A 12949-nucleotide genomic window follows, 5' to 3' on the forward strand; every position below is an offset into this window, starting at 1 on the left:
GCTGCACCCTTGCTGACACTGGATCATATCGCCGTTCTTGGCGAAACGCTGGAAGAGGCCGCCGCCCATACGGAGGCGGCCCTTGGCCAGTCGATGCTGCCCGGGGGCAAGCATGGGCATTTCGCCACGCACAACCGGCTTCTGGGGCTGGCGGACGGGCTTTACATCGAAGCGATCGCCATCGATCCAGCCGCGCCCCCGCCGCCCCATCCGCGGTGGTTCGGGCTTGACGGGTTCCGCGGGGCCGCCCGGCTCGACAAATGGATCTGCCGCACGGCGGACATGTATGCGACGCTGGCGGCGCTGCCGATGGCGGGACGCCCCGTGAAGCTCGCGCGCGACAGTTTGCGCTGGACGATGGCGGTGCCCGAGGACGGGCAGTTGCCTTTTGACGGGCTGTTTCCCGCGATCATCCAGTGGCACAGCCCGGTGCCGCCCGGCAACGCGCTGGCCAACCCGGCCCTGCAGCTAGAGCGGCTGACAGTCTCGCATCCTCAGGCCGAAGAGCTGAAGGCGCTTCTGGCCCCGCATCTGGACGCGCCCAACGTGGCGTACCGGACGGGCGGACCGGGGCTCGAGGCTTCGGTGCACACGCCCCAGGGCCTGCGACAGCTGCGATGATCCTGCGCCGGGCCACCGCAGCCGACGCGCCGGGCATCGTGGCGCTTTGGAATGACGTGATCGCGCGGACTGCCATCACCTTTACCACCGAACCCAAGACGATCCCCGGCATCACCGCCGATATCGCGGCGCGGGGCGATGGCTTCATGGTGGTCGAAGAGGATGGGCAACTGCTTGGCTTTGCGACGTATTTCCCGTTTCGCGGCGGCCCGGGCTATGCCTTTACCAAGGAACATTCGGTGATCCTGTCCCCCGCCGCGCGAGGCCGCGGCATGGGCCGCGCGCTGATGATGCAGCTTGCGAACGCGGCCCGGCGCGAGGGCGTGCATTCGCTCTGGGCCGGGGTCAGCGGCGAAAACCCCGGCGGCGTGCGATTCCACGCAGCCCTGGGCTTTCGCGAAATCGCCACACTGCCCGAGGTCGGGTTCAAGTTCGGGCGCTGGATGGATCTGGTGCTGATGCAGAAAATTCTCTGATTGCCGCGCTGACATTGGCGGGGCGGGCGCATAGACTGCGCCCATGTCGATCTGGACCCGCATATCCCAGGCCCTGTCGGCCCTCGCCTCGGGCGAAGGGCTGTCGGCGGTGTTCGACCGGCTGCGCACGCCGCCCGAACGGTCGGTCGCCTTCACCATCGCGGTCATCGCGCTTGGCGCAAAGATGGCCAAGGCCGACGGGCTGGTGACCCGCGACGAGGTCACCGCCTTTCGCGAGGTGTTCCATATTCCGCCCGAGGCCGAAGCCGGGGCGGCGCGGGTGTTCAACCTGGCGCGGCAGGACGTTGCGGGGTTCGAGGAATACGCCGATCGGATCGCGCGGATGTTCGATGAAACCAGCGGCACGCTCTGCGACCTTCTGGAAGGGTTGTTTCATATCGCCCTGGCGGACGGCGATTACCACCCCAAGGAAGACGCGTTCCTGGCGCAGGTGGCCGAAATCTTCGGCCTGCCAGAGGCGCAGTTCCAGCGGCTGCGGGCGCGATTCGTGCCCGATGCCGCCCCCGATCCCTACAGCGTGCTGGGGGTGGAGCCGGACATGCCCACGGCGCAGATCCGCAAGGTCTGGCGCGGGCTGGTCCGCGAAAGCCATCCTGACCGGATGATCGCCCGCGGCCTGCCCGAAGAGGCGGTCAAGATGTCGGAAAAGCGGCTGGTGGCGATCAACCGCGCGTGGGAGCAGATCCAGGCCCGCGAGGCCGGGTAGGGTGCGCATCGCCACCTACAACGTGGAATGGTTCGACGCGCTTTTCGACGATGCAGGTCAGCTCTTGGCCGACGATCGCTGGTCGGCGCGCCATGACATCACCCGCGCCCAGCAGATCGAGGCGCTGGGGATCGTGTTTTCGGCGCTCGACGCCGATGCGGTGATGGTGATCGAGGCGCCCGACACCCACCGCCGCCGCAGCAGCATCACCGCGCTCGAAAGCTTTGCGAGCGCATTTGGTCTGCGCGCCAGCCGGGCGGTCATGGGCTTTGTGAACGATACGCAGCAGGAAATCGCGCTGATGTACGACCCCGCGATCCTGACCGCTTGGCACGATCCGGGCGCCAGCGCCGCCGCGCCGCAGTTTGACGAGGTCTTTCGCATCGATCTGGATATCGACGCCTCCGAAGACCGGGTGACCTTTTCGAAACCGCCGCTGGAACTGGCGGTCGAGACTGCAGGCGGGGCAAAGCTGCGGCTGATCGGGGCGCATCTGAAATCTAAGGCCCCGCACGGCGCGCATGGCCGCGACGCGGTGATGCGTCTGTCGATCGCCAACCGGCGCAAGCAGCTGGCGCAGGCAATCTGGCTGCGAGCGCGGATCAGCGAACACCTCGCGGCGGGCGACAGTCTGATCCTTCTGGGCGATCTCAACGATGGGCCGGGGCTGGATGAATACGAACATCTCTTCGGCCGGTCGTCGGTCGAGATCCTGTTGGGTGGCGGCGCCGCGCAGCTTTACGATCCCAACGCGGCGCTGGCGCTGCAACAACGCCCGGGCCTGCCGCAGCCGACGACGGCGCGGTTCTACCTTGGCCATCAGGGCCGTTATCTGCAGGCGCTGCTGGATTACGCGATGGTGTCGCCCGATCTGCGGCAGTCCGAACCGCGCTGGCGCATCTGGCATCCCTTCGACGATCCGGCCTGCTGGTCGGTGCCCGAGCTGCGCGACGCGCTGCTGACCGCGTCGGACCATTTTCCGGTGACACTGGATATCGAGCTCTGACCCTTCTCAGCGCGGCGGAACGGATTATGTTGACTGCCATGAAACACGCTGCCCTTTGTCTGGCCCTTTTGATGGCCGCCGCCCCCGTCACCCCCGCGTTTGCCCAGCAGGCAGAGGAGGAGGACGGATTCAGCCTCATGGAAGAGGGGGCAAAGCTGCTGTTTCGCGGGTTGATGCAGGAAATGGAACCGGCGCTGGACGAGTTGCAGGGGCTGGCCGAGGATATCAAGCCGCAACTGCGCGATTTCGTTCGCGAAATGGGCCCGGCGCTGCGCGAACTGATGACCGAGGTGCAGGACTGGTCGGTCTATCATCCGCCCGAGATGCTGCCCAACGGCGACATCATCCTGCGCCGCAAAACGCCCGAGGAGCTGAAGCAAGAGCCTGACCGGCCAGAGGGAGAGATCGAGCTTTAGCGCCGGGCACGATCTACCCGACGATCTTCACCTCGGTCGTCGCATCGAGAGAATTTGCCAGCGACTGGAACCGCGCCTGCGCCACCTCGCCGAAAAGCGGATGAATTTCTTCGCGAAGTTTCAGCCGCAGCAGGCGCTTTTTCGGCTGCCATTCCAGCGCCGCGCCGTCCTGCCATGTGTCCGACATCCATAGCATCGCGCCGAACCGCAGCGCCTTGCCCAGAACCTCGGCCCGCAGCTGTTCCTGTTCATCGATCAGGTCGTACAGATCCTCGAACCGCGTGCCTTCGCGCCGGTTGCGATAGCGGTGCAGCAGGGCCAGACCCAGAAAGATGCGTTCGCTGTGCTTGAGCCCGCCCAGGTTGGCGCGGGTTGCGTTGTCGAAACAGGTCTCGGCCCGGTAATCGGGATGGGCGCGCCAGCTTACGTCGTGCAGCAGGCAGGCGGCGCGGACGATGCGCAGGCGCGCCTCTGGCACATTGCGATAAAGCGGTTCGATGAAGTGGAACAGGCGCTTGCCGAAGCCGGGCAGGCGGGCGTCCTTCTGTTCGGCGAAAGAGCAGGCTTCGATCAGCGGATCGCGGTCGCGCAGGGCCTGTGGCATCTGTTCGTAAAGCAGCCCCTCGCGGATGCCATAGCTGGAAATCGCGATATCCTTGGGCTTGAACACCTGCACCAGCCGCCGCAGCACCTCGGTGGCGTAGGGCACCAGCGCCATGCGGGCCGACGACAGGCTGCAGGCGCTGCGCAGCTCATCCAGATCGGACGCCTCTATATACTTGGCGGTGGCCTGCACCGATTTGGCGGTCATCCGGTATTCGTGCAGCACGTGCAGCGGATAGCCGCGCCGGTGCATGTCGATGCGCGCGATGGCACGCCACGACCCGCCGACCAGAAACAGCCGGTCGCGCTGGTCGCCCATGGTCCGGGCCAGGTCCTGCAGCGTGTCCTTGATCACCCGGGTCCGGCCCTTGCGACCCCCGGGCATATCGCGCAGCTTGAGCGGGCCCAGATCGGATGTCACCCGGGGGCCGACACGACCGTCCGAAATCGCCGCCAGTTCCATCGACGACCCGCCGATGTCGCAGACAAGGCCGTAGCTGCCTGGCCAGCCAAGCAACACGCCCTGCGCGGACAGCCGCGCCTCTTCCACCCCGTCGATCACCCAGATCTTGAGCCCGGTGACGCGCGCGATCTCGTCCCGGAACTCGGGCCCGTCCTTGGCTTCGCGGACGGCGGCCGTGGCCACGGCCGTCAGCGGCGGCAGGCCCATGCCCTGCGCCAGCATCTGGAAACGTTCGATCGCGGCCAGCGCGCGCGCCCGGCCTTCGGGGTTGAGCCGCCCGGTCTCGGCCATGCCGGCACCCAGGGCGCACATGATCTTTTCGTTGTAGAAATAGGCCGGGGACCGCGCCGCGCCGTCGAAAACCACCAGCCGGACCGAGTTCGATCCGATGTCGATGACGCCCACGCGCGACAGGGCGCGGGCATGCGGATCGTCGAAAAGCGGGCGGCCGAAGGGGCCCCAATCTGTCTGGGCGGTGTCTGCTATCGCGTCCATCATCCCCTCCGCGAGCCGTCAGCGCGACCATGCCGGAGCCGCGCGCGGGGGTCAAGAAACTGCCCTAGCATAAGGTGCAGTTTGCCGCAGGCAGGGCGAACCAGGGGTCACTGCGAACGGTGCGACGCCTCGACCTCGTCCCGCAGGGCCGCCATGTCGGCGCCGAAAAGCTTTTCCGCCACCGCGCCGATGAGCGCCCCAAGCCCCGCTTCGGAGGCGGCCAGGGTCAGGCGCAGACTGTCCAGATCGGCGGCCACGCCATAGGGAAAGACCCAGATCGTATAAAGGATGAACCCGCAGAAGATCAGCGGCAGACCGACCGCGACGATGCCGAAGGCGGCAGTGACTTTGGCGGTGCTGCGTCGCCGCCGTTCGGTGCCCAGGATGTGCCGCACGCCCGCGAGGGCAAAAAGCCCGGTCAGCGGCGACAGGATCAGCACCAGTTCCAGCCGTTCGGTCGAATTCGCCCAGTCGTGCAGCCTGCCAAAGATCAGGGCCACCGCCAAAAGGTGCCCGGCGATGAGGATCAGCGCGGCAAGCTCACGGATCGTTCCCAATCTCATAGATAATCCCTCCGTAGACCTCTCCGCCCAGGGCTTGGGCAAGTTTCGTGGCCGTCTGGCGCTGCCAGGCGTCGATCCGCATCCCATCATCACTGAGCGGCGAGAAGACCACCGGCTCGTCTTCGTCTGGCGGTTCGTCTGATGGTGGCACATCGTCAAAGCTGCGCATCAGCCGCAGGATGCGCCCGCCCTCGACAATGCCGCGGGGCAGGGTGTCAAAGGTGTCGGGCGCGCGAATTTCGACCACATCAAGGACGGTCAGTTCCAGTTTCTCGAACAGGTTGCCGTCATAGCCCATGTCGAGCCCGACGCTGAGGCTGAGATCGACCTGGTACCAGAAGCCGCTGGACTGATCGATGCCCAGCGTCGGACCGGGGCCCAGCACCCGCAGGCCAAAAAGATGCCCGGCCCCCAGTTGGCTGGGCGGGCTGAGCTTCACGCGCGGATCGAAGACCGCCGTTTCCAGCATATCACCCAGCCGCCCGGCCACGGCGGGGGGTTGGGGGTTGGCCGGATCCAGCAGGGTGCCAAGGGCGATAGAGCCGATCTGCATCGGCGGCGCGCCGGCCCCTTCGGCAGGCCAAGTGGCACAGATCGCGGATGTCGCGCTGTGGATCGCGGTGATGCTGGCCAGTTCCATCCCCGGGCCGACCCAAAGCGTGTTGGTGCAGAACTCCGCAGGCTCCCCTGTGCCGTCCCACCCGGGATGGCAGGTCAGAAGCACCTCCGGCCCGGCCCGGTCGTAGGTGGTGTAATCCGTGGCCTGCCAGCCCCTGGATTGCGCCAGCGCAGCGATGGCCGGGGCATCTTCGGGCCAGTAGCTGAGCTCGACCGCGCCCGGGATCATACCCGCCTCTCCCGAGGCCGAGGCGCAACCCGACCGGTCTGGCGCGTAAATGTTGGGGCTGAGCGCCGTGGCGTCCGACACGACCCTGTCCCCCTCTGTCAGTTTGAAATGGATGCGGCCCTGCCGCAGTCCGATGAGGTCGCGGATGTCGTGCGACAGGGTGAGCGTGCGGCCAGACCGCAGTGCCAGGCTTTGCGGCCCGTCCGCAAAGGCGTCGATATCGAAAAGCCGGGCCGGTTCCGGCCCCGCAAAGGCCGACAGCCGCGCCGTCCCGGCGACGCATTCGGGATCGGTCCGGCCGCTGGGGTAGGTGCAGGTGCAGTCGACATTCAGATAGAAGAGCCTGTCGGGATCCTCCATCGGCATGTCGTCAAAGCCAAGCTGATAGCGATCATCCATCAGGCCGTGGTCGCACAGACCGGCCGCATGGGCCGCCGGGGCGGCCAACAGGAAAAGCGCCAAAGCAAAATTCAGGCGGGGTGACCAAAGATCGCGGCTCAATACAGCCTCCCGATATGCAACTGGTGCGAGTATACCCCGGTCAGGCGCACGCGCCTAATGATATTGCGTTATCGGGTCCGGGCGGGACGGTTTCTGCCAATCATCCAGGCCGGGATCGTTGATTTCGGGCACGGCTGGTATAGGTGCTGGAAACGGGCGGGCCGATGGCGCGCCTGCGAAGGAGTGCCCGGATCCGGTCCGGGCCTGTGGGTTGGAGGCGACATGTCGCGCAAGAACGGTCGGGTGTTCGGGGTGATCGGGCTGGGCAATTTCGGCGGCACCGTGGCGACGGAGCTCCAGCGGTTCGGCAACAACGTCATCGGCATCGACATCGACGACCAGCGGGTCGCCAACCATGTCGAAACCCTGAGCCAGGCGATGATCGCCGACGCCCGGGACGAGGCGGCGCTGCGTGAGGCTGGGCTGGCGGAATGCGACATCGGCGTCGTGGCGATGGGATCGGACCTCGAGGCCAGCATCCTGTCGGCAATGAACCTCAAGCTGCTGGGCGTGCCGGTGATCTGGGCCAAGGCCAAGACCAAGACCCATCACCGCATCCTCAGTCGTCTGGGCGTGGACCGGGTCATTCACCCCGAGGTCGAGGTCGGCCAGCACATCGCGCAGGTGCTGCACAACCCGCTGGTGCGCGATTACGTGAGCCTTGGCAACGGCTACCACGTGGTCAACTTCCGCATCCCCGAAAGCCTCGAGGGCAAGAAGCTGGCCGATCTGCCGCATAACGAAAGCTACAAGCTGCGCTGCATCGGCGTGATGCGCGGCACCGAGTTCGTCGGAAACGACGGCAGCGGTTGCACGCTGGAGCGCGACGATCTTCTGCTTTTGCTGGGGCGGCGCCATGATCTGCGCAGCTTTGCCGCGAGTCTCTGAACGATGGTGGGTGGCATAGCGGGCAAATTGCACGGCCGTCGCAGGCTGCGCATCCCGCCGCCCTTGACCCTTGCATTGCTCTACCTCGTCTTCATCGCCGTGGGGGCGGGACTCTTGTGGTTGCCGATCTCGCATCATGGAGATGTGGGGCTGATCGACGCGCTCTTCACCTCGACCTCGGCGGTGACTGTGACGGGGCTGGTGCTGCATGATACCGGCGCGGCCTTCACCGGGTTTGGCCAGTTCGTGATCGCCGGGCTGATCCAGTTGGGCGGGCTGGGGCTGATGACCTTTGCGGTCCTGGTGCTCAGCGCGCTCGGCATCCCTGTGGGCATGCCGCAGCGCATGATCCTGCGCGAGGACCTGAACCAGACGTCGCTGTCGAACCTCACGGTACTGGTGCGGATCATCATCGTCGTCGCACTCTTGTGCGAGGCTTTGGGGGCGCTGATCCTGGCCTTTGTCTTCGTGCCGCAATACGGGATCGACGGGCTTTGGCAGGCGGTGTTTCACTCGATCTCGGCCTTCAACAACGCGGGCTTCGCGCTGCATCCCGACAGCCTGTCGCAATGGGTGGGGCACCCGGTGGTCAACATCGTGGTGCCGGTGCTTTTCATCCTCGGGGGCCTTGGCTTCATCGTGGTGGGCGACATCTACCAGAAACGCAAATGGCGGGCGCTGACGCTGCATTCGCGCCTTATGCTCGTGGGCACCGCAGTGCTGATCGTCTGGGGCACGGTGACCTTCGGCGCGCTGGAATGGACCAATCCCGCGACGCTGGGCCCGCTTTCCACCGGGGACAAGATCTGGGCCAGCTGGTTTCAGGGGGTGACGCCGCGCACTGCCGGGTTCAACACGATCGACACCGGCGGCATGCACGACAGCACGACGCTGCTGACGATGGCGCTGATGCTGGTGGGCGGCGGCAGCACCTCGACCGCGGGTGGCATCAAGGTGACGACGCTGTGCGTGCTGCTGCTGGCCACGGTCGCGTTCTTTCGGCGGCAGAAGGCGCTGCACGCCTTTGGCCGGTCTCTGGGCCTTGAGGAAGTGCTCAAGGTCATGGCGCTGACGACCGTGTCGATGCTGCTGGTCCTGACGGGCATCTTCGTGGTGTCGATCAGCCATGACGGCGCGTTCATCGACCTCGCGTTCGAGGTGACTTCGGCCTTCGGCACCGTGGGCCTGTCACGCGGGGCGACGGCCGAACTGGACGGCATCGGGCTGGCCTTCATCATGCTGATGATGTTCGTGGGCCGGGTGGGGCCGCTGGCGCTGGGGTTCTTTCTGGCCACCCGCAGCGTGCCGCGGGTGCGCTATCCGGCAGGGCAGATATACTTGGGCTAACGGGGGCCTCAGCCGTCGTCGGTATGGGTCAGGTCCGGCACGTCCGCGGCACCGGCCGATCCGCGGCCCGACAGCGACGGGTTTTCCATGAAAAAGCGGTGGCAGTTGAAGGCAAAGGTGCCTTCGGGCACCAGTTCGCGCGAAAACGATCCATCCGGCGCCATCACCCAGCTTTGCGCGGTGTCGGCAAGGTTCGCCGCCATGATCTGCCGCACGATCTGCGCCTTCACGGTGGCGTTGTTGATCTCGACCAGGGTTTCGATCCGGCGCGACAGGTTGCGGCCCATCCAGTCGGCCGAGGAAATGAAGACCCGCGCCTTCTTGTGCGGCAGGCCAAAGCCGTTGCCGAAACAGGCGATGCGCGAATGCTCCAGAAACCGCCCGACGATGGATTTGACGCGGATGTTTTCCGACAGCCCCTTGATGCCGGGGCGTACACCGCAGATGCCGCGGATCACCAGGTCGATCCGCACCCCGGCCTCGCTTGCGGCGTAAAGCGCGTCAATCATGTCGGGCTCGATCAGGGAGTTCATCTTGACCCAGATCTGCGCGGGCTTGCCCGCCCGGGCATGCTCCGCCTCCGCCGCGATCATCTCGAGCATGCGGGGTTTCAGCCCGTGCGGAGAAATGGCGAGGTTTTCCAGTGTCTCGGGCTGGGCATAGCCCGAGAGGTAGTTGAACACCTTGGTGGCATCGCGCCCCAGCGCCGGGTCGCAGGTGAAAAAGCTCAGATCGGTGTAGATCTTGGCGGTGATCGGGTGATAGTTCCCGGTGCCGTAGTGGGTATAGGTGACCAGCTTGGCGCCTTCGCGCCGCACCACGGTGCTGATCTTGGCGTGGGTTTTCCAGTCCAGAAAGCCATAGACCACATGCGCGCCCGACCGTTCCAGCCGCCGCGACTGGCGGATGTTGGCGGCCTCGTCGAAGCGTGCCTTGAGTTCGACCAGTGCCGTCACCGACTTGCCGTCTTCGGCCGCTTCGCAAAGCGCGTCGACGATGGGCGAGTTGCGCGACGTGCGGTAAAGCGTCTGCTTGATCGCCACCACATCCGGATCGCGCGCCGCCTGCGCGAGAAACCGCGTCACCATTTCGAACGTCTCGTAGGGATGGTGCAGCAACATGTCTTTCTGGCGGATCGCGGCGAACATGTCGCCTTCGAAATCCTGCACCCGTTCGGGCACGCGCGGGGTGAAGGTGGGCCAGAGCAGGTCGGGCCGCGCGTCGAGCACCAGTTCCTTGAGGTCCGCCGCGCCGATCATGCCGTCAAGTTCGATCACCTCGTCATCCTTGACGTGCAGTTCGTTCATCACCACCGATTTGAGCGCCTTCGGCGCGCCCGCCGACACCGTCAGCCGCACGACCTCGCCCCGGCGGCGGCGCTTGAGCGCCACCTCGAATCCGCGCACCAGGTCCTCGGCCTCTTCCTCGACCTCGAGGTCGCTGTCGCGCAGCACCCGAAAGCCGAAGTGATCCTTGGCCCGGTAGCCCGGGAACAGGCTGTCGAGATGCAGAAGCAGCAGATCCTCGAGCATCAGGAACCGGTGCCCGCCGTTCGGGGCGGGCAGCGGCACGAATCGGTCGACCTGCGCCGGAATCGGCAGCAGCGCCTGCAACGTGCGCTTGTCGCGGCTGCGTTCCAGCTGCAGCGCCAGGCAAAAGCCCATGTTGGCGATGAACGGGAAGGGGTGCGCGGGGTCGATCGCCAGCGGCGACAGCACCGGAAACACCTGTTCCAGGAAATAGGTCTCGAGCAGGCGCTTGTCGTCGTCGGTCAGCTGGCTGCGGCTCAGCACGGCGATATCTTCCGACGCCATTTCCGCGCGCAGGGTGATCAGCACGCGCTGCTGCGCGGCCATCAGGCGGCGGGCATCCTCGTTGATCAGCACCAGCTGTTCGGCCGGGGTCAGACCGTCGGCGGCGGGCGTGGTGTTGCCTGCCTGCGCAAGTTCGCGCAGGCCCGCGACCCGCACTGTATAGAATTCATCCAGGTTCGCCGCAGAGATCGACAGAAAGCGCAGCCGCTCCAGCAGTGGCACCCTCGGGTTTTCAGCCTCTTCCAGGACCCGCCAGTTGAACCCCAGCCAGCTGAGTTCGCGGTTGAAAAAGCGCGCCGGACCCTTCAGGTCGACGTGATCATAGGGCACCGGATCCGGCAGCGGGGCGGTCAGGAAATCTGCTTTGGTCATAAGCGCCTTATTGGCAGGAAGTGTGACGGTATCGTGACGTCATTCTGGGCTGTCCGGGGGGGCGGACGCAAGCCCGGCGAGAATTTCGCTCGCCAGTTTGCGGGTCACGCCCTTGGGGCGGCCAAGCGCCTCGTTATCCAGCGCCTCGACCACCGCGCCCGCCATGGCAAAGCTGCGCGGCATGTGGCGCACCAGGTAGGGCAGCACATCCGCGGCGGGCACGATCTGGCGGTCGGCAAAGAGCTTGGCCAGCACGACCGTCAGCAGCATGTCGTCGGGCGGCTGCAGCCGCGCGACGGTGGTGCCGTTCAGGCGGCTGGCGAGATCCGGCAGCGTCAGCCCCCAGCGGCTGGGGGCCTGCCGTGCCGTGACCAGCAGCGAATGACCCTGCGCAAGCGTGAGGTTGTGCAGATGGAACAACGCATCCTCGGCCTTGGGATCCCCAGCAATGGTTTCCGTATCCTCGACGCAGACGCAGCCGGTGGCGAGCGCGGGAATGTCGGCGCTGGCCAGGTCGCGCGCGGGCAGGAGCGCGGCGTCGGCCGAGGCCTGCCAGACATGCGCCAGATGCGTCTTGCCCGAGCCGCGCGGCCCGGTCAGCACCAGTTTCGATCCGGGCCAGCCCTGCCAGTCGTCGATCAGCGCCGTGGCCACGGCATTGGCCTCGGTCACCAGGAAATCACCACGGCCCAGGGCGGGGCGCACCGGCAGGTTGAAACGCAGCTGTTGGGCCATGTCAGGGGGTGTCCGGGTCGTCGGTGCCGCGGTAGAGACGGCTGTCCTTGTACTGCGCCACGGCAAAGCGCGTCACGACGCCGAGGCTTGCCGCCATGGGGACCGCCACCAGCAGACCGACAAAGCCGAAGAGCGCGCCAAAGACCGACAGCGCGAGCAGCAGCCAGACCGGGTGCAGGCCGACCGAATCCCCGACCAGCTTGGGGGTCAGCACATTGCCCTCGATCACCTGGCCCAGCACGAAGATGCCGGCCACAAGCCCGATGGACACCCAGTCGCCCCAGAACTGGAACAGGCCCAGCCCGATCGCCAGCGTCCCGCCGATCAGTGCACCCAGGTAGGGGATGAAGGTGACAAGCCCGGCGACAAAGCCGACCACCACACCGAACTGCAGCCCCACCACCATCAGCGCCACGGCATAGTAGGTGCCCAGGATCAGGCAGACGGTGCCCATGCCGCGGATGAAACTGGCCAGCGTGTCGTCGATGTCCGACGCCAGGCGGCGCACGGTGGGCGCATGTTCGCGCGGCAAAAGCTCGTCGATGCGGGCAACCATGTTGTCCCAGTCAAGCAGCAGGTAGACGGCGACCACGGGCACGATGACGAAAAGCAGCGCGATGTTGATCAGCGACGCGGCAGAGGACAGCGCGGTGTTGAGCAACTCTCCGCCGCGGTCCTTGATCGTGTTGCCGATGGACACCAGCGTTTCACGCACCACGCCGCCTTCGTCCAGCAGGGTGGGAAAGCGTTGCGCGAGAAAGGTCTGCAGGTTGTCGAACAGCTGCGGCGCGGTGTTGACCAGCTGTCCGGTCTGCTGGATCAGCGTCGGCACCACCAGCAGGACCAGCAGCACGAAGATCAGGATCGCCACGAGGGTGATCGTCGCCGTGGCCAGCGCGCGGCTGAGCCCGAGCCGCTCCAGCCGGTCGGCCACCGGATCGAGGAAATAGGCGATGGCCCCGCCGATCAGGAACGGCAGCAGCACGTTGCCAAGCGCCCAGAGCACGACCACGAAGACCGCCGCGGCGATGCCCCAGTATTTCAGCTGATCGCGCGGCGAAAGCGACATGGTCCG

13 protein-coding genes are annotated in these 12949 nt (G+C 66.1%); 7 read left to right on the plus strand and 6 right to left on the minus strand.

The annotated features are described in order from the left end of the window. Positions 1–9 precede the first annotated feature (9 nt). From ACOXXX_RS07385 to ACOXXX_RS07405, 5 genes are all read left to right on the plus strand, one after another. Positions 10–621 carry a VOC family protein gene (locus ACOXXX_RS07385; protein WP_422825920.1) on the plus strand — a complete coding sequence of 204 codons (612 nt, stop codon included), beginning with the start codon at positions 10–12 and terminating at the stop codon, positions 619–621. Further along, complete coding sequence (locus ACOXXX_RS07390) at positions 618–1097, plus strand: GNAT family N-acetyltransferase (protein ID WP_422825921.1); 480 nt, start codon at positions 618–620, stop codon at positions 1095–1097. Before ACOXXX_RS07385 ends, ACOXXX_RS07390 begins: the two co-directional genes overlap by 4 nt. A 43-nt stretch (positions 1098–1140) precedes the next feature. Next, positions 1141–1824: a TerB family tellurite resistance protein gene (locus tag ACOXXX_RS07395; RefSeq protein ID WP_422825922.1), complete on the plus strand. Its 684-nt coding sequence runs from the start codon at positions 1141–1143 to the stop codon at positions 1822–1824. Position 1825: 1 nt separating this feature from the next. Continuing rightward, positions 1826–2830, plus strand: coding sequence for an endonuclease/exonuclease/phosphatase family protein (locus tag ACOXXX_RS07400; protein WP_422825923.1), 1005 nt, complete (start codon positions 1826–1828; stop codon positions 2828–2830). A 71-nt stretch (positions 2831–2901) separates the two neighbouring features. Further along, positions 2902–3246, plus strand: a complete 345-nt coding sequence (locus ACOXXX_RS07405) for a hypothetical protein (RefSeq protein ID WP_422825924.1) — start codon at positions 2902–2904, stop codon at positions 3244–3246. 13 nt (positions 3247–3259) lie between these two features. Here ACOXXX_RS07405 and ACOXXX_RS07410 read toward each other — a convergent pair whose 3' ends face one another. From ACOXXX_RS07410 to ACOXXX_RS07420, 3 genes are all read right to left on the minus strand, one after another. Beyond that, the gene (locus ACOXXX_RS07410; RefSeq protein WP_422825925.1) at positions 3260–4807 is read right to left on the minus strand and encodes a Ppx/GppA family phosphatase; all 1548 of its coding nucleotides are present in this window, start codon (positions 4805–4807) and stop codon (positions 3260–3262) included. 107 nt (positions 4808–4914) lie between these two features. Next, the gene (locus ACOXXX_RS07415) at positions 4915–5370 is read right to left on the minus strand and encodes a hypothetical protein (RefSeq protein WP_422825926.1); all 456 of its coding nucleotides are present in this window, start codon (positions 5368–5370) and stop codon (positions 4915–4917) included. Further along, on the minus strand, positions 5348–6718 hold the full coding sequence (locus ACOXXX_RS07420; RefSeq protein WP_422825927.1) for a hypothetical protein: 1371 nt from the start codon (positions 6716–6718) through the stop codon (positions 5348–5350). Before ACOXXX_RS07420 ends, ACOXXX_RS07415 begins: the two co-directional genes overlap by 23 nt. Before the next feature lie 222 nt (positions 6719–6940). Here ACOXXX_RS07420 and ACOXXX_RS07425 point away from each other — a divergent pair, with 222 nt between their 5' ends. Both ACOXXX_RS07425 and ACOXXX_RS07430 read left to right on the plus strand, forming a co-directional pair. Beyond that, on the plus strand, positions 6941–7606 hold the full coding sequence (locus tag ACOXXX_RS07425) for a potassium channel family protein (protein ID WP_422825928.1): 666 nt from the start codon (positions 6941–6943) through the stop codon (positions 7604–7606). Positions 7607–7609: 3 nt separating this feature from the next. Continuing rightward, a complete protein-coding gene (locus ACOXXX_RS07430; protein WP_422825929.1) occupies positions 7610–8953 on the plus strand; it encodes a TrkH family potassium uptake protein in 1344 nt (447 codons plus the stop codon). An 8-nt stretch (positions 8954–8961) separates the two neighbouring features. Here ACOXXX_RS07430 and ACOXXX_RS07435 read toward each other — a convergent pair whose 3' ends face one another. The 3 genes from ACOXXX_RS07435 to ACOXXX_RS07445 are packed head-to-tail and all read right to left on the minus strand — an operon-like array spanning position 8962 to position 12943. Next, positions 8962–11139, minus strand: a complete 2178-nt coding sequence (locus ACOXXX_RS07435; RefSeq protein WP_422825930.1) for an RNA degradosome polyphosphate kinase — start codon at positions 11137–11139, stop codon at positions 8962–8964. Positions 11140–11178: 39 nt separating this feature from the next. Next, on the minus strand, positions 11179–11874 hold the full coding sequence (locus ACOXXX_RS07440) for a chromosomal replication initiator DnaA (RefSeq protein ID WP_422825931.1): 696 nt from the start codon (positions 11872–11874) through the stop codon (positions 11179–11181). A gap of 1 nt (position 11875) precedes the next feature. Continuing rightward, complete coding sequence (locus ACOXXX_RS07445) at positions 11876–12943, minus strand: AI-2E family transporter (protein ID WP_422825932.1); 1068 nt, start codon at positions 12941–12943, stop codon at positions 11876–11878. Positions 12944–12949: the final 6 nt, after the last annotated feature.

It is taken from the genome of Thalassococcus sp. BH17M4-6 (assembly GCF_049323015.1).
In the GTDB taxonomy this organism is placed as follows: Bacteria; Pseudomonadota; Alphaproteobacteria; order Rhodobacterales; family Rhodobacteraceae; genus Puniceibacterium.

What these genes read in the sequence shown, in the direction of transcription:
- ACOXXX_RS07390 (WP_422825921.1), top strand. Translation starts at nt 618, where the DNA reads ATGATCCTGCGCCGGGCCACCGCAGCCGACGCGCCGGGCATCGTGGCG.
- ACOXXX_RS07395 (WP_422825922.1), top strand. Translation starts at nt 1,141, where the DNA reads ATGTCGATCTGGACCCGCATATCCCAGGCCCTGTCGGCCCTCGCCTCG.
- ACOXXX_RS07405 (WP_422825924.1), top strand. Translation starts at nt 2,902, where the DNA reads ATGGCCGCCGCCCCCGTCACCCCCGCGTTTGCCCAGCAGGCAGAGGAG.
- ACOXXX_RS07410 (WP_422825925.1), bottom strand. Translation starts at nt 4,807, where the DNA reads ATGGACGCGATAGCAGACACCGCCCAGACAGATTGGGGCCCCTTCGGC.
- ACOXXX_RS07415 (WP_422825926.1), bottom strand. Translation starts at nt 5,370, where the DNA reads ATGAGATTGGGAACGATCCGTGAGCTTGCCGCGCTGATCCTCATCGCC.
- ACOXXX_RS07425 (WP_422825928.1), top strand. Translation starts at nt 6,941, where the DNA reads ATGTCGCGCAAGAACGGTCGGGTGTTCGGGGTGATCGGGCTGGGCAAT.
- ACOXXX_RS07430 (WP_422825929.1), top strand. Translation starts at nt 7,610, where the DNA reads ATGGTGGGTGGCATAGCGGGCAAATTGCACGGCCGTCGCAGGCTGCGC.
- ACOXXX_RS07435 (WP_422825930.1), bottom strand. Translation starts at nt 11,139, where the DNA reads ATGACCAAAGCAGATTTCCTGACCGCCCCGCTGCCGGATCCGGTGCCC.
- ACOXXX_RS07440 (WP_422825931.1), bottom strand. Translation starts at nt 11,874, where the DNA reads ATGGCCCAACAGCTGCGTTTCAACCTGCCGGTGCGCCCCGCCCTGGGC.
- ACOXXX_RS07445 (WP_422825932.1), bottom strand. Translation starts at nt 12,943, where the DNA reads ATGTCGCTTTCGCCGCGCGATCAGCTGAAATACTGGGGCATCGCCGCG.